This is a genomic window from Streptomyces sp. NPDC059866 (assembly GCF_042731325.1).
Lineage (GTDB): Bacteria > Actinomycetota > Actinomycetes > Streptomycetales > Streptomycetaceae > Streptomyces > Streptomyces flavusporus.
In genome coordinates this window covers 37474-59441 of sequence record NZ_JBHWJT010000033.1, presented here as the reverse complement: position 1 = coordinate 59441, position 21968 = coordinate 37474, and the positions used below count along the sequence as shown (strand labels likewise).

The following is a 21968-nucleotide window of genomic DNA, read 5'->3' as shown; positions in this document are numbered from 1 at the left end:
GGGGTGGAGGTGAACAGGTGGAGCAGGACGCCGGCCCTGGGCGCGGCACGGTCCAGGGCCGACGCGTATGGGGGATGGGCTGGGGATTCAGGAGCGCCGGATGGGGACGTTGACGTCGGCGACGTTGATGTGGCCCCAGCCCCCGTCGGCCCGGTCGACGACCTCGATGTAGATCCGGTCGCCGATGTGGGCGGAGAGGTCGAAGACGACGCGGCGGTACTGCTCGGTGCTGCGGCCGGTGGCCTTGGCCAGCACCTTGCCGTCGTCGGCGCGGACGGCGGCCGCGTAGAGCCGGTCGGGGTCGTTGCCGCCGGACACGAGCAGGTCGATCACGCCGTCTCCTCCGAGGACCACGGTGGCGGAGCGTAGAACGCCGGTGGCGCCGTCGCCGCCTCCGGAGGGGTTGAAGCCCCACAAGTGGTGACCGGTCGGGTCGTCTTCGGTCTCGGCCTGATAGAAGGGGCCGCCCCAGCCCCAGTCGGTGCGGGTGGTGACGTTGGCGTCGCTGAAGGTCGTACCGGAGACGACGGTCCATCCGGCGAGGTCGCCGGTGGCGAAGTCGTGATTGGGGAGGGCGTCGACGTCCGTCGGGCGCGGCGGGTCGTAGGCGGCGGGGGCGACAGGTGTGTCGTAGGCGCCGTTCATGCGCCAGACGTCCAGGGACACGACCTGGGCGGAGCCATCCTCGCTGGTCAGCCGTAGGCCGGTGGCGTCCTCGCGGGTCGGGTAGACGCGGCTGGTGAGGCTGTGGGTGCCGTTGACGTACGCCTCCAGCATCGAGCGGTCGAGCAGAACCCTCAGCTTCAGTCGTCCTTCGTCGAGTTCCACGGCGCCCCCGTGGACGCCCTTGCGCACGTCCGGGTCGAGGCTGGAGCGACTGCGGTCGATCCGGAAACGGCGCTCGGTCGTGTCGTAGGAGAGCAGTGTCTGCTCGCTGCCGTCGGCGCTCGCCCGGACGGCCAGGGTGATGGTCGTGGCGTCGCGCGGTTCTATGACGGCCTCGATGTCCAGCATGTCGCCGGAGACGTCGGCGAGTTGACGGTTCGCCTCCGTCACCGAGGTCTGGCGGATCTCGGCGAGTCGGCGGCCTCGCAGGCCGGCCGCCTCGGCGATCGGTTCGACGCCCAGGGTTCCGTCGTGGCGCAGCGACACGCTGACGGGCATGCCGGCGTTGTGCGCCCAGCCGGACTGGGCGTGCTGCTGTTCGCTGCGGCGGTCCTGGGTGATGCTGAAGAGCACGGACCGGCCGTCGGGGGTGACGAAGCCGGAGGGGCCGGTGAAGTGCTCGCCGAAGTCGAACTCGCGGGGCTTTTCGTGGTCGGGCACGAAGCGGCACTCGCCCTTGTCGAAGGTGCCGATCCAGTAGTAGGTGTGCTTGACGGCGTTCGGGTTGAACGCCTCCCACCAGGGGCTGACCAGCAGGATGTGCTTGCCGGTGCGCTTGCCCTTGGGGCCGGGGAGCGGGAGGAGGACCGGCAGCTCCCACGCCTCTCCGGGCTCGGGCAGCGTGGCGAGATCGTTCCAGTGCAGCGGGCCGCGGTACTTCCACGGCCCTTCGGGCCTGCGCGCGGTGTAGACGAGTGCGGTTCCGCCGTGCTTCTTGGTGACCTGCGTGCCGTTGTAGTCGACGATGCCGCTGCCGACCAGCTGGTACCAGACGCCGTCCTCCTCCCAGACGAAGGGGTCGCGGAAGTTCTCCGCCCATGCGGTGCCGGGGCCGGCCGGGAGCCCGGCCGGGGCTTCGGTGACCGGCTCGGACTTCATCGTCCAGGTGGGCAGGTCCGTGTCGCCGTCGTCCGAGTAGGCGGACACCGCGAGGCCGGTGCGCTGGCGGTAGGGCAGGCGGTCGTCGCCGCCGGTGAAGAAGAGCACCGGTCCCCGGTCGCCGTCGACGTGGGCCGAGCCCGACCAGCAGCCGTCCGGGCCGACCGAGTCCGCGGCGGGTGCGAGGGCGATGGGCATGTCCCGCCAGTGCACCATGTCGGTGCTGACCGCGTGTCCCCAGTGGATCTGGCCCCAGAACGGGCCGAGCGGATCGTGCTGGTAGAAGATGTGGTACTTGCCCTTGAAGTACACCGGCGCATGCGGCTCGTTCATCCAGTGCCAGGGCGGCAGCATGTGGAACTGAGGGCGGTGCCGGTCGCCGTCGAAGCGCGCCCGGTCGGGGGTGGTGTCAGGGCGGGGCACACGGTGGCCGGGGAGCGCTGCGACCCTTTCGGCGTGCTCCTGTTGCGCCGTCGCATCGTCCAGGGTGCCCGGGCGGATCATGAGGCTGTCCATCAGACCCATGTACATGTTGGCGTGGAACTCGCCGTTCAGCAGGGTGGGTCGGTTGTGGCGACCGATCAACAGGGGCTCCCCGGAGGCCAGTTGCGGCGCCTGGCCGGGGGTGGTCGCGGTACCGATCGGTCGGCCGTCGCGATAGAGGCGCAGCTGACGGGCGGCCGGGTCGTAAGTGGCGGCGACATGGGTCCACCGGCCCTTGGCGGCCGGCTGGTCCTGGGCTCCCCTGACCTCGATCAGATCGGTGCCGAAGCCGAGTTGGAAGACGATCTGCCCGAAGCGGCGCAGGCCGAGCAGGAATCCGGTCCTGGCGTCCGGGTTGTGCTGGTTGACCAGGGCCTGGGGCTTGCCGTCGATGCCGTGCTCGTAGGCGTAGGGGGCGATCCACACGTCGATGGTCATGCCGTCGGCGGGGTTGAGCTTGCCGGGGCTCTGGACGGTGACGACGGTGGAGTAGCCGTCGAAGTACAGCGCCCGGCCGCTCACTCCACGGCGCCGTACGGGGTCGCTGTCGGGCTTGTAGCGGGCGTCGGTGAAGACGTAGCCGATGGGGTCGGCGGAGCCGGAGACCGCCTCGCGGGTGACCGTGCCGGTGCGCTCGTCGAAGTCCCAGCGGGCGATGGGGCGTTGAGGGCCGCTCCGTCCCTTGGCGGCGGCGGGAGCGGGAACGAACGAGAGAGGGACGACGGCGCCGCCGACAGCGGCCGATACGACACCGAGGGCTGTTCTTCTCCTCATGACTGGCTCCTGGGTCATGCACGGCATGCCTGACGCCGTGCCAAATCGGTTTAGTCGATGGGTCGGCATGGTTCGCGCGCCGCTCCTGCTAACGCAAGAGCTAATGCATGACGATTTACCTCGGCGACACCTGAAGGCCTCACAAAACACCCGATATCGCCCACGTTTCGCATTCGATATAGCCGGACTGTTGACATCAGGCGAAGCGCGCATCAGTCTCGTCGCAACTTGCTAATCCGATTTAACAACGGAGCTGAGCAGCTGATGTCTGAACGCCGCGTGACCATGGCCGACGTTGCCCGCAGGGCGGGCGTCTCGCCGACGACCGCGTCGTTCGCCCTGTCCGGACGCACCGACATGCGTATCTCCGACGCCTCCCGCGAACGCGTGCTGGAGGCCGCCCGGGAGCTGGGTTACCGCCCGAACGTCACAGCGCGCAGTCTGCGGACGAAGTCGACGCAGACCATCGGGTTCGTGTCGGACCGGATCACCACGACGCCGTTCGCGGGCGAGGTGATCCGCGGCGCGATGGAGGCCGCCCGGGAGCGGGACAACCTGCTGTTCATCACGGAGGCGGGCGGCGACCGCGACGCCGAGTCCTCGCTGGTCCACGCGCTGCTGGACCGTCAGGTCGACGCGGTGATCTACGCGTCCATGTTCACCCGGTACGTGACTCCGCCCAAGGAACTGTTCGGGCGCCGCGTGGTGCTGCTGAACTGCCTGGCCCCCGGATTCGACGCGCCGTCGGTCGTGCCGGACGAGCTGGAGGCCGGCCGTGACGCGGCCCGTGCCCTGCTGGCCGCCGGCCACACCGAGGGCATCTGGGCGATCGGCGGCCACCAGGCCGTTCCGGCCACGCCCGAGGGGATCATCGCCGGCAACGAGCGTATGCGCGGCTTGGAGGAGGTCCTACGGGAAGGCGGCGCGCGCCTGGACGGTGTCATCGAGTGCGATTGGAACACGCCGGACGGATACCGGGAGGTCTCCGCGCTGCTCGCGGCGGGCCACCGGCCCCGGGCGCTGGTGTGCCTGACCGATCGGGTCTCCCTCGGCGCCTACCAAGCGCTCGGTGAGGCGGGTCTGTCGGTGCCCGGCGACGTGTCGGTGGTCTCCTTCGACGATCAGGACATCGCGTCCGTCCTGCGCCCGGCGCTCACCACGCTGAAGCTGCCGCACTACCTGCTCGGTCGCCTTGCCGTGGAGCTGATCCTCCGCAAGGGGCCGCTCGAAGCAGTCGTACACCGTGTGCCCATGCCGCTGCGGGAACGTGCCTCCATCGGCGCCCCCGCACAGGGATGACACCGGCACCCGAAAACAGGTTGTCCCGCCGCTCGGGACCTGAGACTCCCGGGCGGCGGGACGACCACCAAGAACAGCGACCGTCACAACCGGTCGCCAAGGCGGGTCCGGCAAGACCCGTCTCAGTGAGATGGAGGAAACCTCGTGGTGTGGAGAACAAGGCGCCTCGCAGTCGCGAGTGTAGCCGTCGCGGCGGCGACCGCGCTGGTCGCCGGATGCGCGACCGGGAGCGGCGGCAGCTCGTCCGGAGCCGACGGCGACACGCTGACCCTGTGGACGCACAACGCCGGAAACTCGGCCGAGCTCGACGTCGTCAAGAAGATCATCAAGGATTTCAACGGTTCGCAGAGCAAGTACGAGGTCAAGCTCCAGTCGTTCCCGCAGAGCGACTACAACAACTCCGTCGTGGCCGCCGCCTCGGCCCGCAGGCTGCCGTGTCTGCTCGACGTGGACGGCCCCAACGTGGCGAACTGGGCCTGGGGCGGCTATCTCGCCCCGATCGACGTCTCCGGCAGCGAGGTGCCGCTGTCCGACCAGCTGGCCAGCACCGTCGGCCGCTACAAGGACAAAGTCTACGGGTTCGGCTTCTACGACGTCTCCCTGGCCTTCTTCGCCCGCAAGTCGGTGCTGAACGAGTACGACATCCGCATCCCGACCATGGACAAGCCCTGGACGAAGGCCGAGTTCGACGCCGCGCTGGCCAAGCTGAAGAAGAGCGGGAAGTTCGAGTACCCGCTGGAGATGGGTACCGGCGGCAGCGGTGAGTGGTGGTCGTATGCCTACTCCCCGCAGTTGCAGAGCTTCGGTGGCGACCTGATCGACCGTGACGGTTACAAGACCGCTTCGGGCACCCTGGACGGCAAGGGCTCCGTGGAGTGGGCGACCTGGTTCGGCTCGCTGGTGTCCAAGGGCTACATGTCGAAGAAGTCCGGTGCCGACCCCAACAAGGACTTCCTGGCCGGCAAGAGCGCCATCCAGTGGGACGGCAGCTGGAACGCGGCCAAGAACGCCGAGAAGCTCGGTGACGACCTGGCGATCATCCCGCCGGTCGACTTCGGGAACGGGCCCAGGATCGGCGGCGCCTCCTGGCAGTGGGCGATGAGCTCCACCTGCTCCAACAAGGCCGGCGCGCAGGCGTGGCTGAAGTTCTCCCGCCAGACCAAGTACTTCGTCGACTACGCCAAGGCCACCGGCACCCTCCCCGGCACCGAGGCCGCCGCGCAGCAGGTCGACGGCTACCAGCCGGGCGGCAGGTTCAACGTGCTCGTCCAGTTCGCGCGCAAGTACGCGGTCGTGCGCCCGGTCACCCCGGCCTACCCCTACATCTCCACCGAGTTCGAGAAGGCGGCCCAGGACATCCTGTCCGGCGCCGACCCGAAGAACGCGCTCGGCCAGGCCGCGAAGGACATCGACAACAACCTGAAGACGAACAACTACTACGCCGGCTGACCCGCCCGGTCCGGTTCGGGCCTCGACCGCGCCTCCTCGCGCCGCCCGAGCCGGACCGGCTCCCTCTGGAGCTACCGTGACCACCATGATCGCAGCCCTCGAGCGGCTGCGTCCGGTCCGGCGAACCCGAACGACGCACGCCCGTCGCCGTGAGAGCCTCACCGCCCTCGGCATGGCCACCCCGGCCATCGTGCTGCTGGTCGTCTTCCTCGTCGTACCGGTCGTCCTCGCCTTCGCCCTGGCGTTCACCGACGCACGGCTCATCTCGCCCACCCCGGCCCGCTTCGTGGGCCTGAGGAACTTCACCCTGCTCTTCCAGGACCCGGTCTTCTACAAGTCCCTGCGCAACACGGCGTACTTCGCCGCTGTCGTCGTCCCGCTCCAGGCCGGGCTCGCCCTGGTGCTGGCGCTGCTGGTCAACGCGAAGGTGCGCGGCGTCAACTTCTTCCGCACCGTCTACTTCCTGCCGGTCGTCACCTCGATGGTCGTCGTGTCTCTGCTGTGGACCTTCCTCTACCGGAAGGACGGCCTGGTCAACCACGTCATCTCGGCACTCACCCTCGGGCACGTCGACGGCCCGGACTGGCTGGGCGACCCGGCCACCGCCATGCCCGCCATCATCCTGATGTCGGTGTGGCAGGGCGTCGGTTTCCACATGATCATCTGGCTGGCCGGACTGCAGACCATTCCCGCCGAGCTGTACGAGGCCGCCGACCTCGACGGAGCCACCCGCTGGCACCGCTTCCGCCACGTCACCTGGCCCGGACTGCGCGCCACCCGCACGTTCGTGCTCGTCACCATCACCATCGCGGCGTTCAGCCTCTTCACCCAGATCAGGGTGATGACGCAAGGAGGCCCGCTCGACTCCACCACCACCGTCGTCCACCAGGCGGTGCACACCGGCTACGACCAGCAGCAGACCGCGTACGCGGCGGCGATCTCGCTCGTCTTCTTCGTGCTCGTGCTGACCGTGTCCCTCGTCCAGCGATTCCTGACCCGGGAGAAGGACTGACATGACCTCCTTCCTCAAGCACCTCGGCGGTCACGCCGGCCGTGTCGTCCTCGCCCTGGTCTTCGCGCTCCCGCTCGTCTTCATGCTGGTCTCGTCGTTCAAGCCGGACGACCAGATCTTCAGCGACCTGGGCTCCCTGCGCGCCTTCCTCCCGGTCGGCGCCCTGTCCCTGGACAACTACACGGGCGTGTTCGAGCGCGTCCCGGCGGCACGGTTCCTGCTGAACTCGGTCGTCATCTCCTCGGTCACCGTGGTGCTCGGCATCATCGTCAACAGTCTGGCCGCCTTCGCCCTGTCACGGATGCGCTGGCCCGGCCGCAAGGCCGTCCTGACCGCGGTCATCGCCACCCTCATCGTGCCGTTCGAGACCTTCGCCCTACCGCTGGTGTGGTGGGTCAACCAACTGCCGCTACTCCGTGTCAACGGCTTCCACCTGGAGTGGACCACCGGCTGGATGGACACGTACCAGGTGCAGATCGTGCCGTTCGTCGCCAACGCCTTCTCGATCTTCTTCTTCCACCAGTACTTCCAGAGCATCCCCAAGGAAGTCGACGAGGCGGCCATCGTGGACGGCGCCGGCTGGTTCACCATCTACCGCCGGATCGTCATGCCGCTGTCCGGTCCGGCCATCGCCACTGTCGCCATCCTGACCTTCCTGCCCGCCTGGAACTCCTACCTGTGGCCGCTGATGGTCGTACAGAGCGAGGAGCTGCGGCCGGTGATGGTGGGCATCTCCTACTTCTTCCAACTGAACGTGGGCTGGGGCCAGATCATGGCGTACTCCTCCATGATCACCGTGCCGATCCTCGCCCTCTTCGTGGCCTTCCAGCGGTCGTTCGTCAACAGCATCGCCTCGACCGGCGTCAAGGGCTGACGCTCGCGCGCCCGCGCCACCCCTTCTCCTGCCGACCACGTGTGCTTCGCGCACCCCGAGAAAGGCCCCGTGTGTCCACGCCGCCTACTGACCCCCACCTCCCGGCCGTGCATCTGCGCCCCCCGCGCAACTGGATCAACGACCCCAACGGGCTGGTGTTCCACGACGGCCACTACCACGTCTTCTTCCAGTACAACCCGTACGGCCCGCGGCATTCGAACGTGCACTGGGGCCACTACCGCAGCCCCGACCTGATCAACTGGGAACCCCTCCCGGTGGCCCTCGCCCCGACCCCCGGCGGCCACGACGCCGACGGCTGCTTCTCCGGAAACGCGGTGTCCGCCGATGACCGCATGGTGGCGTTCTACTCGGCCCACCGCACCGACCGCTGGTGGCAGCCGGTCACCACCGCCGAGTCGTACGACAGCGGAATCACCTGGGCCAAGCGCCCGGAGCTGCTCATCCCCGAGCCGCCCGCCGACACCACCATGTACCGGGACCCCTACGTCTGGCAGCAGGACGACCGCTGGCGGATGCTGGTCGGCTCGGCCCTCGCCGACGGCCGCGCCGCCGCCCAGCTGTACGAGTCCGACGACCTGGAACACTGGGAGTACCGCGGCCCCTTCCACACCAGCGATGCCACAGCCGGCACCGGCCCCGTCGGATGGGAGTGCCCCCAGTACGCGACCTTCGGCGACCGCAGCGTGCTGATCCTCAGCGACTGGACCCCGCAGGGTGGCCCCAGCCACACCACCGTCCACACCGGCCGCGAGCAGCACGGGCGCTTCACGCCAACCGCCTGCCCGGCGCCGCTGGACCACGGTCCGGACTTCTACGCCCCCGCCCTGCTGAAGGCCCCCGGGGAAGACCGGTGGCTGCTGTGGGGCTGGGCCTGGGAGGCCCGCGACGACGCCTGGGCGCATGAAGCGGGCTGGGCAGGTGTCCTCACCCTCCCCCGCGAGGTGACCCTCACCGCCGACGGCACGGTCGTCCAACGCCCCGCCCGCGAACTCCTCGCCCTGCGTGGCGAACGCGTACTGCACCGCACCGGACACGTCACACAGTCCGAGTCGGCCGAACTCGGACAGGTCAGCCGCACCTTCGACCTCACCGCCGTCCTGACCCCCGACACCACCGGCACGAGCGGCCTGCGCCTGGTCACCTCCGCGGACAGCACCGAGTACCTCGACATCAGCCTCGATCCCGCCACCGGCCATCTCACCGTGGACCGCAGCCACGCGTCACCGGACGCGCGAGCGCGGGGAGGCTCGTATGCCGTCCCATGCCCAGCCGCAAGGGCCGGCACCCCCGTCGAGCTACGCGTAATCGTGGATCGTTCGATCGCGGAGATCTATCTCGCCGACGGCCAGGTCCTCACCCTCAGGTTCTATCCGCTCGCCGACGGACCCTGGCGAATGCAAGCCCGCACGACAGGCACCGGCCGCAGCGACTTCACCGTCGAGGCATGGAACCTGACCCCGGGCGGAATCCGTCAGGAACCCCTGCTGGCGAGCCAAGGGCAGAACACATAACGCGCCGCCTGTCCTCCGTGCCCTTGAGCCGCCGTCCTCACCCGAAGCGGATGAGGACGGCGGCGTCGTCGACCACCCGTTGGCCTCGGAACAGCCGGACCCACGCAAGGGAGCGGCAGCCCCACGTCCTTCCTGAGAAAGGCAGCCAGTCACCATGGGCGGTTCTCCAACGATGTCTTCGGCACCCTCTTCCGGACCCGCCTCAACGCCTCTGGTGTCGACCTGACCGGCAGCGTGAGCGCCCCCGAGCCCAGCGCTCTCGCCGTCGGCACCGGGGACTCCTTTACCGCGGGCCTGCTTCACCGCCTCGCCGCCCTTGGACACCTCGGCGGACGACTCCGATCGGCTGAGCCCCGAAGACGTCGCCGACGTCTGCTCGTTCGCCGCCCGCGTCGCCGCCCTGACCTGCTGCGTCTCCGGCGCGAACCCGCCCAGTGCGGAACACCTCGCAAACCCCTGCTCTCTTGACAAAACGCTCTACATATCAGGGTCTCAAATTTCGTGTCGGAATCTCACGGCTGGTGCCGTGTGGAAGTCGGATCCGATATGGCGCTGAGACATGCAGGTGTCCTGTCGCAGTGCAGTTGGCGGATTCTCACTCGGTCTCATCCGTGTTGTCGGATTCTCACCATTTCGCACGCCAAGTGAAGTGAACGTTATCCGGGTGATCTTGACTGCTGGCAGCGCTTACCACCTGATCTCGTTCGGTCTCGCGAGGCTACTGCTGAGGGGCGGCTGGTCGCGCGAGAGTGAGTCCGCTCCACCGCTCCAGTTCGTCCGCGTGGCTGCCGACCGCGGTCGCCCGGGCGACCGCTACGGCTTCCTTCGGTGTCGGCTCACCATGGCGGGAGAGCAGCGCCAGCGGCCAGGCCGGAGTGCCCGACTGCTCACCGTCGAAGGGGTGCCAGTCCCAGGCCGCATCGAACCGCCAGGCGCGCCCGTTCCGGTCGGCAACCTCATCACCCGGTTCGAGGAAGGCGTACGGACGGAAGAACAGCTCGATGCGTATCGGTTCACCGCCGGCCGGATCGATCGCGTAGCCCTGGTCCTCAAGGTCAGGATCATGGGTCTCACCCTGCCGCAGGACCTCGACGTAGGACGCGGGCCGCGGCAGCATGCCGGTGACCAGGGGCGGATCGAAGCGATGGACCGCCTGGACGTGCACCACGGTCGCGGGGATTCCCACCAGGCAGGTATCGCCTGGCTTCAGTGCGGTCTCCGTCGGTTCCGTTCGGAAGAGCTCCCACTCGCGGGCCGCCGGCATCGGAAGCGCCCTCTGGCCGTTCCACCTGATGTTCTCGGCCTGCGAATCCACCTCCAACCACGGCCACCGCACGGACACGTAGTAACGGGTGACCCCGGTGACGGCGGTCTCAGTGAACGGGCACTCCAGCAACAGCACGTCACCGGGCCGGTAGTCGCGACTCATGGACGCATTCTGCATGCCCTCACTGACAAGCGACCGAACGAGTATCCGGCGTTCCGGGGAGGCGGCCCGCAGCGCGCCCCCTTCCACGAGAGCCGACTCGTCTGAGAACAGCGCCCGGCGTCATTCTCAAACCACCTGGCAACCTCACAGGTCAGCGACCCACCAGCTGCCAACTCGAATCGGACGGGACATCCGGCTCGGCACTATCAGCAACCGGGGTCGCACATGGACGTGTCTGGGGAGGGGATACGGTGACGACGTGACGGAGACACTGCCCGCTGATGTGGCCCTCGTACTGGAGGCCATTCTCGGCGAGGATGATCCGGTTCACGTTGCACTTCGCCGGCAGGTGCCGCACATCCGCGTGCGAGAACGCTGCACCTGTGGGTGCGGCACCGCGTACTTCGATCTCGATACAGAAGCGGTGGAGCCGGCACCGTCCGGGCCGGGCATCGTGGTGGCGGCCGAGGCTCAGATCTTCACGGGTGACGGAGAGTGCCCCGGCGAGGTCCTGGCCTTCGCACAGGGCGGCTACCTCTCGTGGCTGGAGGTCTGCTCGTGGAGCGACGACATCGAGGTAACCCTGGCCACCGCTCAACGGTCGCTGCGCCCTTGAAGCCGGAGCTCTTCATTCAGGGCCGGCTCGTCTCTTTTCTGGGGCGGTCGGCTCGCAACCACTCGGGATTCCGCAGAAGCCAGATGCACCGAGAAACCCGAGCCGGGAGTTCTCATCCGACCTGGCAACGCCGCAGCTCAGCACGAGATCCACAGACAAGCCCAATTCGACGGGACAGCAGGTCGCGCCTGCACCTCGTTCGCGTTGAAACGCCGACGCCTGGAAGGCCAAGCGGCCGCTCCGGGAACAGCCGGTCCGGCCGGCACGGTTGCATCGACCGAGGGACCGGCGCCGCACGGGCGGGGAACACGGAGACCACAAGGTCGTCCGCCCCACCAGGATCCGGGCCCCAGGATCGCGGTACGCCCACCGCGCACTCGGACCAAGACGTATTTCTGCAGGAGGACTGTTTCATGACTGACCGGCCCTTGACGCTCATGGCAGTACACGCCCACCCTGACGACGAGGCCACCGGAACCGGAGGGGTCCTCGCGCGGTACGCGGCGGAGGGCATCCGCACGGTGCTCGTGACGTGTACCGACGGTGGTTGCGGTGACGGACCGGGGGGTGTCAAGCCGGGCGATCCCGGGCACGATCCGGCGGCGGTCGCCTTGATGCGCCGTCAAGAACTTGAAGCGAGCTGTGACGTCCTGAAGGTCAGCGATCTGGAGCTGCTGGACTATGCCGACTCCGGGATGATGGGCTGGCCGAGCAACGACGCCCCCGGATCCTTCTGGCAGACCCCCGTGCGGGAAGGCGCGGCCCGACTCGCGGAACTCATGCGGCACTACCGACCTGATGTGGTCGTCACCTACGACGAGAACGGCTTCTACGGCCACCCCGACCACATCCAGGCCCACCGCATCACGATGGCGGCGCTGGAGATGACCGCGCTGACACCGAAGGTGTACTGGACCACGATGCCCCGCTCGATGATGCAGCGGTTCGGCGAGATCATGCGCGAGTTTCATGAGGACATGCCGGAGCCGGATCCTGCCGAGGCCGCCGCGATGGCCGAGATCGGCCTCCCCGACGATGAGATCACCACGTGGGTGGACACCACCGCGTTCAGCGGTCAGAAGTTCGACGCGTTGGCCGCGCACGCCAGTCAGGGCGAGAACATCTTCTTCCTCAAGATGGGCAAGGAGAGGTTCGGCGAGTTGATGGGCATGGAGACCTTCGTACGTGTCCAGGACGCCACCGGCGCGGCCATACCCGAGGACGATCTCTTCGCCGGACTGCGCTGATCCGCCCGTCCGACCGACTGGGAAAGCGCATCGACCGCACGGCGCGATCGAGCGGGTCACATACCCGGAGGCTTGTCCACGCGAGTTCCGCTCCGGCAGCCCGCGTCCAGGCCCTCGCCGACGGCGTCGACGCGTGCCCGCACTTCCGACCCGACGCCGCGCTCGTCCCCAGACCACCTGGCAACCGCACAGATGGGAGACCTGCGGGCTGCTGACTCGGAAGGTGCGCGACAGCCCAGGTCACAAGCCCGGCGGTCTGCTCCGATGATCGCGAAGGATCTGCGGGTGAGTGAGCGGTCGGTGGAACGCTGGCGGCGTGCTTGGCGCGAGTGCGGGATGGAGGCACTCGCCACCGCGGGGCCGCCGAGGTCATGCCCCGCGGGGTGGTGTAGTCACGGCAGCTGTTTCGGTTCCGGTTGTGGAGCGATATGCGGTTCGGGTTCGGTTGGCTTGGTGGCGAAGAGCTCGGCTATGGAGGCTTCCGACAGGTAGCGGCGGTCGAAGACCTGGCACTCGACGAAGCCACATGCGAACTGTCAGGCAGTGCGCAGGAATTCGTCGAGAACCCCTACCCCGAAGCGGATGGCATTCACGGGCGCGCGCTCGTCCACGCCGTGGAAGAGTGCCGCGAAGTCCAGGTCGGGAGGCAGTGGAAGAGGGGAGAAGCCGAAGTTCCGGATACCGAGTCGTGCGAAGCGTTTCGCGTCGGTCCCACCCGACATCATGTACGGCAGCACGATCGCGTTCGGATCGTGGTTGAGCAGTGCGCCGACCATGGCGTCGACGATGTCGCCGTCGAACGTCGCGGCAAGGCTCTCCTGTTCGTGCCACTCCAGCTCGATGCCGGGGCCGAGCAACTGGGCCAGTTCGGCGTCGAATGCCTCTCGGCGGCCGGGCAGTACACGGCAGTCGACCTCGGCCTCCGCGATCGCCGGGACCACGTTCGACTTGTAGCCGGCGCTGACGACCGTGACGTTGGCTGTGTCGCGGATCGTCGCCCCGATGATCCGCCCGAGTCCACCGAGGCGATCCACGATGTCCTCGGCCTGTGTGTCCTCGGTGAAATTCCATCCGCCGGCCTCGCTGATCCCTTCCAGGAATTGGCGCACCGTCGGGGTGAGGGTGAGAGGGAACCGATGCTTGGTCAGTGTGGCGAGCGCTTCGCCCAGTCGGCCGATCGGGTTGTCCTCGGCCAGCATGGAGCCGTGACCGGCCACTCCGCGGGTACGGATTTTCAACCACCGCTTGCTCTTCTCGACCGTCATGACGAGATAGGCGCGGGCCCCGTTGTCCAGGGTGTGAGAGAAGCCGCCGACCTCGCCGATCGCCTCGGTGACGCCGTCCGGCCATGACGACGACGCGGGGCGTGGGCAGCCCCGCGGCGCCCCGGCCATCAAGTTTGACGTCTGATCTCGCGGAGCGGCGAATGAGCCGGCTACCTGTGCGTCTACTTCGCCGTCCACGCCACTCCCGACGGAACAGATCCGCCTCGCGCTCAGCCGCTCGCGAAGAGGTCGTCGAACCGGCGCATGTCTTCCCCAGCCGTCCCGGCGCGGGCGGACACGGACGATGGACGGCCGTTTCCGGCCCTACCGCCCGCATTTCCAGCTTTACCAGCCCTGCTGTCGGCACCACCACCTCGCTACCTCACAGGGCGCGGTCAGTAGGGGCACGGTCGGCACGGAAGGTGCGGCAGCCGCACCGGCCGTTCAGCCGGCTTGGTGGCGACGCCCGCTGGCCCTCTCCCCGGCGCCCAGTCCGTGCAGGAACAGGTCGAGGAATCGGTCCCGTACTCCGTGCGCGTTGACGCCGCGGAGGCGGGCGATGTGCGTGCTGAAGTTGGCGAGCGACGCCGCGAAGGTCTCCGCGGCCACGGCTCGGTCGATGCCGGGGCGCAGTTCGCCGCGCTTCTGGGCGTCGAAGAGAACGTCCTCGATGACGGCCAGCGGCTGGTCGATGCAGTCGCGCTGGAACGGCGCATACAGGTCGGGATAGTCGGGGAGCTCGAAGGTGCAGCGGGCCGCGATCAGCCAGCGCGGGCTGTCGAGGGTCTCGGCGAGGGCGTCGTAGAGCAGTCGCATGTCTTCGTCGAGGCTGCCCGTCCGGGGCGGGTGCAGTTGTCCGGAGAGAGTGGACAGGCCGGCCAGGATCAGGTCGTCGCGCTCGGGCCAGCGCGAGTAGAGGGTCCGCTTGGCGACCCTGGCCCGCGCGGCGACCGAGTTGATCCGGAAGCCGGCGATTCCGGTCTCGGCCAGCTCGTCCACGACGGCCCGCAGGATGCGTTCGTCGGCCCCGGGATCCCGCGGACGCCCCGGCTTCGCCGTCACCGGTGACGTGCTGGCCATGTGTGCCCCTTTCGACTCGGCTGCCGTTTCAGTTTCGCAGGAGCCTGACCGTGGCCCATTTCACTACCGAAACGGTTTCGTATTCCTGCGTGCCCCGGATAACCTGCACGCGTACGAAACAGTTCCGTTCGGACAAGGAGCCGTGCCATGGCATCGGTGGCCGCGCCACAGGGCGACGCACCCCGCGAGCGCCGCACCCGCCTCTCACCGGAGCGCGAGTCGGAGTTGTACGCCGCCGTGCTCGATCTGCTGCGGGAGGTCGGCTACGAATCCCTGACCATGGATGGCATCGCCGCCCGCACGCGGTGCAGCAAGGCCACCCTCTACCGCCAGTGGACGGGCAAGCCCGAACTGGTCGCCCAGGCGCTGCGCCATGAGAAGCCCGCCACCTTGGACGGCATCGACACGGGCTCCCTGCGCGGTGACCTCCACGCGCTGGTGGCCCAGATCGACGACCGGCAGGTGGAGAAGGACACCGCGTTGATGCGGGCCCTCATCCACGCCGTCCACACCCACCCCGAACTCCTGCAGGCACTGCGGGACGTGCTCATCGACCCCGAACTGACCGGCTTCAACGCACTGCTGGCCCGTGCGGTCGAGCGGGGCGAGATCGCCGCGGACCGGCCTGCCACGGCCTACGTCTCGCACATGCTGATCGGCGCCCTTGTCGCCCGGCCGCTGCTCGAGGACAAGCCGGCCGACGCGGTGTTCCTGCGCAACTACATCGACGCCGTGGTCGTCCCCGCCCTCGGCCTCTGAACCCGCCGCACAGCGTCGTGCGGCCCCGAACCAGTCCCCTTTCGACCCACCTGACGTGCGCCGCTCTCGTCGTCGGGCTGGCTCCCCATGCCCTTTCGCAACCCAACGACCTGATCCGGAGCAGCCTCTCGTGGCCACATTCCTCTACAAACTCGGACGGTTGTCCTTCCGTCGGCGCAGGCTCGTCGCTCTGTTCTGGGTGGCTCTGCTGGCCGCCGTCGGTATCGGTGCGGCCTCCGCCAACGCCACCGGCAGCAACGACGTCTCCATCCCCGGCACGGAGGCGCAGAAGGCCTTCGACCTGCTGGACGAGCGTTTCCCGACGCTGAGTGCGGACGGCGCCCAGGCGAACATCGTCTTCCGGGCCCCGTCCGGCGAAAAGATCACCGCTGCCGACAACAAGGCAGCCGTCGAGGCGGCCGTGGCCGAACTCGGAGACGGCAACAAGCAAGTCGCCGGTGTCATCGACCCGTTCAAGGCCGGTGCCGTCAGCCAGGACGGCACCACGGCCTACATCGCCGTCGCCTATGACGTGCAGTTCAACGAGATGTCCGACACCTCCAAGGACACGCTCGACCATGTCCTCGACGAGGGCCGGCACGCCGGACTGACCGTAGAGGCCGGCGGCACCGCCATGGCCGAGCTGCCTCATACCGGCACCGCCGAGATCATCGGCATCGCCCTGGCCGCCCTGGTCCTGGTGATGACCTTCGGTTCGCTCGTCGCCGCAGGGCTGCCCCTGCTCACGGCGGTCATCGGCGTCGGCATCGGGGTCGCCTCGATCATGGCGCTCACCGAGGTCTTCGACCTGTCCAGCACCACACCGACGCTCGCCTCGATGATCGGTCTCGCGGTCGGCATCGACTACGCCCTGTTCATCGTCTCCCGCTACCGCGCCGAACTCGCCGAAGGCCGCGACCGGGAGGAGGCGGCCGGCCTCGCGGTCGGCACGGCCGGCTCCGCGGTGGTCTTCGCCGGCCTGACCGTCGTCATCGCGCTGGCCGGACTCGCCGTCGTCAACATCCCGATGCTCACCAAGATGGGTCTCGCCGCCGCCGGCACCGTCACCATCGCGGTCGTCATCGCGCTCACCCTCATCCCGGCCCTGCTCGGCTTCGCCGGCAAGCGCGTCCTCGGCCGCAAGGCCCGAGGCGGCACCCGGCGTGCCACCGCTGCCCCCGACAAGCCGAACATGGGTACCCGATGGGCCCACTTCGTCCTGCGTCGGCCCGTCGCGGTCCTGCTCACCGCCGTGGTCGCCCTCGGTCTGGCCGCGATCCCCGTGGGCAGCCTGAAGGTGGGCCTGCCCGGCGACGGCGACCAGCCCACCAGCACCACCCAGCGCAAGGCCTACGACATGCTCGCCGAGAGCTTCGGCCCCGGCATCAACGGCCCCCTGCTGGTGACCGTCGACGCCACGGCCGACGGCGGCAACGTCAAGACCGAGGCCGCCCAGGTGAGCAAGACCATCACCGGCCTGAAGAACGTCGCGGTCGTCGCCCCCGCCACGTACGACGAGGCAGGCCGGACCGCCATCCTGACGGTCCTCCCGACCACCGCACCCGACAGCACCAAGACCGAGGACCTGCTCGCCGACATCCGCGACCACACCGGCGACAACGTCATGGTCACCGGCCTGACCGCCATGAAGGTCGACGTGTCCGAGAAGCTCAACGACGCGCTCGCCCCCTACCTCGGGCTCGTCGTCGGACTCGCCTTCCTGCTGCTGATCCTGGTCTTCCGCTCCGTCCTCGTGCCGCTCAAGGCCGCGCTCGGCTTCCTGCTGTCGGTCCTGGCCGCACTCGGCGCCGTCGTCGCCGTCTTCCAGTGGGGCTGGGCCGCCGACCTGCTCGGTGTCGAGCAGACCAGCCCGATCATGAGCATGATGCCGATCTTCATGGTGGGCGTCGTCTTCGGCCTGGCCATGGACTACGAGGTCTTCCTGGTCACCCGCATGCGCGAGGCCCACGTCCACGGCGAAAGCCCGCGCCAGGCCGTCGTCACCGGGTTCCGGCACGGAGCCCGGGTCGTCACCGCCGCCGCCGTCATCATGATCAGCGTCTTCGCCGGCTTCATCGGCTCAAACGAAGCGATGGTCAAGATGATCGGCTTCGGCCTCGCCATCGCCGTCTTCTTCGACGCCTTCATCGTCCGCATGACCATCGTCCCGGCCGTGCTCGCCCTGCTCGGCGACCGCGCCTGGTGGCTCCCGAAGTGGCTCGACAAGGCACTGCCCAACGTGGACGTCGAAGGCGAGGGCCTGACCAGGCACCGCACCGACGCACCGGAAGAGCCAGAACTGGTACGCGTCTGACGCGTCCCAAGTCACAGGAACCCGGGGATGCCGACGAGAGCGGAGTGAAGGACATCCCCGGCCGTGCGCCGGACCGTGGGGACGGGCCCGGCACGCAAGAGAAGCCCGGCAGTGGTCGACACGAGCGACCGACCACTGCCGGGCCGATCGCCGACCCGGCGAACGGCAGAGTGGTCACCGGTTGGCAAGGAGCGGTGGAGGCCACGTACCGATGCGCCGCCGTGTCCCAGGTGTGCCCCGCGGCGAGGTGACGTCCGGCGGACCGGCTCCTCGCTGGTCATCGCTCGGCTGAGCTCGCCGGCCAGGTGGAATGGCACAGCACCGCGCATCGGGCTTGCAGCACACCCAGCCGCCCTCGCACACGCGATGGAAATGCGGGAGGCAACGCACAACAGCGAGTTGCCTAATGTCACCGACCAATCAGCCGTTTTCGCAAGTCAGCGGACCCTTCCCCGTGGCTTCAGCGGTGTCGGCGGCAGCTCGGGAGCCGGCAGCGGAGCGCCGTCGTACCCCTTCACCTCCCCGAACCGTGTCCCTTCCATCCAGTCCCGACGGGCCTGCACGATCTCTTCCTGCGTCCGCCCGATCCAGTTCCAGAACATGATGAGCTCCTCCTCGAACGGCTCACCGCCCAGGAGCATCAGCCCCGCGTCCGACTCGGCGCGCAGAGGCAGTTCGCTGCGTCCGCAGCCGAGGTAGAGCATCGAGCCCGGCAGCACCGGCACCCCGTCCACGTGGGCCTCGCCGGACATGGACAGGACGGCGTACTCGAAGTCCGGCTCCAGCGGCAGGCGTACGTCCGTGCCGCGGGCCAGGGCGAGGTCGGCGCCGACGATGGGGGTGTACGTCGTGCCGGGTGAGGTGGCGCCGTCGAGGTCGCCGAGGATGAGGGTGGCCTGCAGGCCCGGTGCCGTGACGACCGGCAGGTCGGCGTGGTGCTCGAAGCGGGGGTCGGTGTGGCGGTGGCCGTCCGGCAGCGCGACCCAGAGCTGGGCGCCGTGCAGGAAGCGGGCGTGGGACTTCGGACTCTCCTCGGAGTGGCTGATCGCCCGGCCGGAGGTCATGAGCCCCAGTTCGCGCGGGCGGATCGTCCGGAGGCTGCCGGTGGAGTCGCGGTGCAGCACCTCGCCCTCGTGCAGCCAGCTCACCGTCTGCAGTCCCATGTGCGGATGGGGCGGCACCTGCATGCCGGGCTCGTCCGCGATGTCGTCGGGGCCGTAGTGGTCGACGAAGCACCAGGCGCCGACCATGCGGCGGCCCAGGTTGGGCAGCAGTCGGCGGACTGCGCTGGACTCGCCGAGCTTGACGCGGCGGGGGCTGAGGAGTTCGCGTACGGGCTCGGCCACCACGAATCCACGGCCGCCGCACACGGCGGGAACCGCCTCGCGATCAAGATTGCTCATGGCGACAACCTAGTCCCGCCGGGGACCTCCCGTCAGTCGGTTACGGCGCCGTCCGCCGGGCGGCGTCGGTGGCTTCACCTCAACGCGAGAAAATAGTAGCCATGGACATAGTAGCCATGTACTGTATCTGTCATGAGTGAGGCACCCGAGGGCGGCCCGACGCCCGGTTTCCTGGTCTGGCGGCTGTCCATGAAGTGGCGCGTGGCGGTCGACCGGGCAGTCGCGCCGCTCGGGCTGACCCATGCGCAGTACTCGCTGGTCGCGTCGCTGTACGGCATGCAGCACTCCGGACTGCGACCCAGCCAGCGACGCCTCGCCGACCACACCGGGCTCGAACCGCTCTACGTGTCGAAGCTCGCCCGCGCCCTGGAGACCGCCGGCCTGCTGGAGCGCACCCGCGATCCGCGGGACCCGCGCGCCGTCCAGTTGGCGCTCACCGACCAGGGCCAGGACGTCACACGCCGGGCCATCACCGTCGTACACCGACTGTTGGGACAGCTTCTGGAACCGCTCGGCGGTCTCGACGGCCCACGCGCCCGGGAGTTCACGCGCGATCTCGCCACCTTGCTCGACGCACCGCTTGATCCGTCCATCGACCACGACGAGCACCAGCAGGAGCAGTCATGACCACCACACCCACCGTCAACGGCCGAGTCATAGGCCTGGCCCACTACGCCGGTCGCGCCGTCCTCGAGACCGTGCTCGCCCGCCACGGCGCCACCTTCCAGCAGTCGGTGACCCTCCGGCTGGTCGCTGTCGCCGAGGCCCCGGTCGAGCGCGACGCCCTGGTCGCCCAGGTCGTCGGGTCACTGAAGGCCGACCCGGCCGACGTGCACGGCGTCGTCGACGAACTCATCGCCAAGGGGCTGCTCGAACCGGCGGCGACCCAGCTGCGGATCACGGACGCGGGACGGAAGGTGTACGAAACGACCGCCGCCGAGACCGGGGAGATCTCCGCCCGAATCTACGCCGGGATCCCGGCGGAGGACCTGGCGGTGGCCGGCCGGGTGCTGGCCCTGGTCACGGAGCGGGCCGACGCGGAGCTGGCCGCCATGACGAAGTAGGCAGGCATCCCAGAAAGCAAGCAGTGGACCGAGGAGGTGCCGGAGCAGACCGGACCGCGGCTGCTGCCGGCGCGCGCCTGCTCCCACTCGGTCCGACCGCGCCGCGCCGAGGCCCACATCGATGCGGGCCCGGCCTCCCCCCGAGAGAGGCCGGGCCCGCCGTCCGTCCCGGCGCGGGCCTACCGGGCGGCGGTCCCGCTGCGGCTGCCGTACGTCCGCCGCCCCCGCCGGTGTGCGATCTCGCCGAGGATCACGTCCACGACGAGGAACGCGGCCAGCGGGATACCGAGCAGCGGAACGAAGTAGCCGACGACGGCGACCACGGCCAGCAGCGGGACGAGGATCTGCGGCGGCACCTGGGCCCAGGCGCCCCGCGGGATGGGCCGGCCGAAGGCGGAACCGCGGCCGCGCTGCCACCACATGCGGTAGCCCAGCACGATCAGCAGGATCAGGGACAGCGCCAGGAGCATCAGGGCGATCTGGTTGACGAGTCCGAACAGCACGCCGGTGTGCAGGTCGATGCCCCAGCGGGTCAGCTTCGCGAGCACCGGGTAGTCGGCGAACCGCAGCACGTCGGTGACCTCACCGGTGGCCGGGTCGATGGCGACCGAGTCCTGCTTCTCGGGCCAGCTGCGCTGCACCTGCTTGACCACGTACGCCGAGCTCGCGTCGGCGGGCGGGACGATCTCCACCGGGTCGCCCAGGCCCTCGGCCCGGGCGGCGGCCAGCACCTTGTCGAGGCCGACACCGTGTTCGGCGGTCCCCCCGGAGCCCGCCGCCGCGCCATGACCCCCGTGGTCGCCGCCCGACGTCGCCGAGACCGACGGGGTGGCGTGGCCGAGGGAGGTGCGCAGTTCGTCGATGTTCGCTCCGGCGTACTGCGACCAGGTCAGGCCGGTCGCCGACAGGAAGAAGAACCCGACGGCGGCCCAGACGCCGACGGTGCCGTGCAGGCCCAGTGTGCGGCGCCGCCCACTGGTGCCGCGCACCTTGCGCAGGGCGCGGCGGCGGGAGAACCACAGCACCAGGCCGCCGGCCGCGATCACCCACAGCCAGCTCGCGGCGAGCTCGCTGTACAGGCGGCCGGTCTCGCCCAGGTGGAGGTCGCGGTGGAACTCGTCGATCCAGGTGCGCAGCGGCAGCGCCCCCGTGGAGCCGTACTGCTCCAGGGACCCGCGCACCTCGGCGGTGTACGGGTCGACGAACACGGCGAGTGTGTGGTCCGCGTGGACACCCGGCACGCCGGACAGCAGGACGCGCGTGGTCACGTCGGCCTCCGGAGAGGGCCGCACCGCCGAGACCGTGCCCTCGGGGTGGGCCGCACGCGCGGCCTCGACCTGCTCGGATATCGGAAGCCTGGTGTCGCCGACGTCGGGGACGGTCATCTCGTCGGCGTACAGGATCTTCTCGGCCTGGAAGGAGCCGGCGTACAGGAAGCCGGTGGTGGCCGCGACGAGGAGGAACGGCGCGACGAACAGACCGGCGTAGAAGTGCAGTCGCAGGATCAGCGGGCGCAGGGGCGCCCATCTGCCGGGGGACGGCGCCGACTCGGCCGACTGCGGAGCCTCGTCCGTGTCGGACGAGGAGATGATGGTCATCGGTGG

General features: G+C 69.1%; 17 protein-coding genes and 1 pseudogene. 12 read left to right on the top strand and 6 right to left on the bottom strand.

What is annotated here, in order from left to right:
* Positions 1–87 precede the first annotated feature (87 nt).
* Positions 88–3021, bottom strand: a complete 2934-nt coding sequence (locus tag ACFV7R_RS37175) for a GH32 C-terminal domain-containing protein (RefSeq protein WP_385271964.1) — start codon at positions 3019–3021, stop codon at positions 88–90.
* A 264-nt stretch (positions 3022–3285) separates the two neighbouring features.
* On the opposite strand from ACFV7R_RS37175, the gene ACFV7R_RS37170 reads away from it, so the two are divergent.
* From ACFV7R_RS37170 to ACFV7R_RS37145, 6 genes and pseudogenes are all read left to right on the top strand, one after another.
* Positions 3286–4320 carry a LacI family DNA-binding transcriptional regulator gene (locus ACFV7R_RS37170; protein WP_385271961.1) on the top strand — a complete coding sequence of 345 codons (1035 nt, stop codon included), beginning with the start codon at positions 3286–3288 and terminating at the stop codon, positions 4318–4320.
* A gap of 144 nt (positions 4321–4464) precedes the next feature.
* The gene (locus tag ACFV7R_RS37165; RefSeq protein WP_385271958.1) at positions 4465–5769 is read left to right on the top strand and encodes an extracellular solute-binding protein; all 1305 of its coding nucleotides are present in this window, start codon (positions 4465–4467) and stop codon (positions 5767–5769) included.
* 85 nt (positions 5770–5854) lie between these two features.
* Positions 5855–6781: a carbohydrate ABC transporter permease gene (locus ACFV7R_RS37160; RefSeq protein ID WP_385271955.1), complete on the top strand. Its 927-nt coding sequence runs from the start codon at positions 5855–5857 to the stop codon at positions 6779–6781.
* A gap of 1 nt (position 6782) precedes the next feature.
* Positions 6783–7655: a carbohydrate ABC transporter permease gene (locus tag ACFV7R_RS37155; RefSeq protein ID WP_385271952.1), complete on the top strand. Its 873-nt coding sequence runs from the start codon at positions 6783–6785 to the stop codon at positions 7653–7655.
* Positions 7656–7762: 107 nt separating this feature from the next.
* Positions 7763–9187, top strand: a complete 1425-nt coding sequence (locus ACFV7R_RS37150) for a glycoside hydrolase family 32 protein (RefSeq protein WP_385271949.1) — start codon at positions 7763–7765, stop codon at positions 9185–9187.
* Between the two features lie 264 nt (positions 9188–9451).
* Positions 9452–9743 (top strand): annotated as a pseudogene (locus tag ACFV7R_RS37145) (PfkB family carbohydrate kinase); the annotation flags it as partial.
* 162 nt (positions 9744–9905) lie between these two features.
* Here the strand turns inward: ACFV7R_RS37145 and ACFV7R_RS37140 are convergent.
* Complete coding sequence (locus ACFV7R_RS37140) at positions 9906–10616, bottom strand: hypothetical protein (RefSeq protein WP_385271946.1); 711 nt, start codon at positions 10614–10616, stop codon at positions 9906–9908.
* 259 nt (positions 10617–10875) lie between these two features.
* Between ACFV7R_RS37140 and ACFV7R_RS37135 the strand changes: the two genes are divergently transcribed.
* Positions 10876–11232 (top strand): hypothetical protein, encoded by a 357-nt coding sequence (locus ACFV7R_RS37135; RefSeq protein ID WP_385271943.1) that lies wholly within the window; start codon positions 10876–10878, stop codon positions 11230–11232.
* A 413-nt stretch (positions 11233–11645) separates the two neighbouring features.
* Entirely contained in the window at positions 11646–12479 is an 834-nt protein-coding gene (locus ACFV7R_RS37130; RefSeq protein WP_385271940.1) for a PIG-L family deacetylase, read from the top strand.
* 536 nt (positions 12480–13015) lie between these two features.
* Here the strand turns inward: ACFV7R_RS37130 and ACFV7R_RS37125 are convergent.
* Together ACFV7R_RS37125 and ACFV7R_RS37120 are read right to left on the bottom strand one after the other, a co-directional pair.
* Positions 13016–13873 carry a peptidase dimerization domain-containing protein gene (locus ACFV7R_RS37125; protein WP_385271937.1) on the bottom strand — a complete coding sequence of 286 codons (858 nt, stop codon included), beginning with the start codon at positions 13871–13873 and terminating at the stop codon, positions 13016–13018.
* Positions 13874–14188: 315 nt separating this feature from the next.
* Positions 14189–14824 (bottom strand): TetR/AcrR family transcriptional regulator C-terminal ligand-binding domain-containing protein, encoded by a 636-nt coding sequence (locus ACFV7R_RS37120; protein WP_385271934.1) that lies wholly within the window; start codon positions 14822–14824, stop codon positions 14189–14191.
* A gap of 147 nt (positions 14825–14971) precedes the next feature.
* On the opposite strand from ACFV7R_RS37120, the gene ACFV7R_RS37115 reads away from it, so the two are divergent.
* The gene (locus ACFV7R_RS37115; RefSeq protein WP_385271931.1) at positions 14972–15583 is read left to right on the top strand and encodes a TetR/AcrR family transcriptional regulator; all 612 of its coding nucleotides are present in this window, start codon (positions 14972–14974) and stop codon (positions 15581–15583) included.
* A gap of 130 nt (positions 15584–15713) precedes the next feature.
* A complete protein-coding gene (locus ACFV7R_RS37110; RefSeq protein ID WP_385271928.1) occupies positions 15714–17897 on the top strand; it encodes an MMPL family transporter in 2184 nt (727 codons plus the stop codon).
* Positions 17898–18334: 437 nt separating this feature from the next.
* Here the strand turns inward: ACFV7R_RS37110 and ACFV7R_RS37105 are convergent, their stop codons facing one another.
* Positions 18335–19300, bottom strand: a complete 966-nt coding sequence (locus tag ACFV7R_RS37105) for a pirin family protein (protein WP_385271926.1) — start codon at positions 19298–19300, stop codon at positions 18335–18337.
* A 132-nt stretch (positions 19301–19432) separates the two neighbouring features.
* On the opposite strand from ACFV7R_RS37105, the gene ACFV7R_RS37100 reads away from it, so the two are divergent.
* Both ACFV7R_RS37100 and ACFV7R_RS37095 read left to right on the top strand, forming a co-directional pair.
* Positions 19433–19927 (top strand): MarR family winged helix-turn-helix transcriptional regulator, encoded by a 495-nt coding sequence (locus ACFV7R_RS37100; RefSeq protein ID WP_385271924.1) that lies wholly within the window; start codon positions 19433–19435, stop codon positions 19925–19927.
* Positions 19924–20364, top strand: coding sequence for a MarR family winged helix-turn-helix transcriptional regulator (locus tag ACFV7R_RS37095; protein ID WP_385271922.1), 441 nt, complete (start codon positions 19924–19926; stop codon positions 20362–20364). Before ACFV7R_RS37100 ends, ACFV7R_RS37095 begins: the two co-directional genes overlap by 4 nt.
* Positions 20365–20543: 179 nt before the next feature.
* Here ACFV7R_RS37095 and ACFV7R_RS37090 read toward each other — a convergent pair whose 3' ends face one another.
* Entirely contained in the window at positions 20544–21962 is a 1419-nt protein-coding gene (locus tag ACFV7R_RS37090; RefSeq protein WP_385271920.1) for a PepSY-associated TM helix domain-containing protein, read from the bottom strand.
* Positions 21963–21968 lie beyond the last annotated feature (6 nt).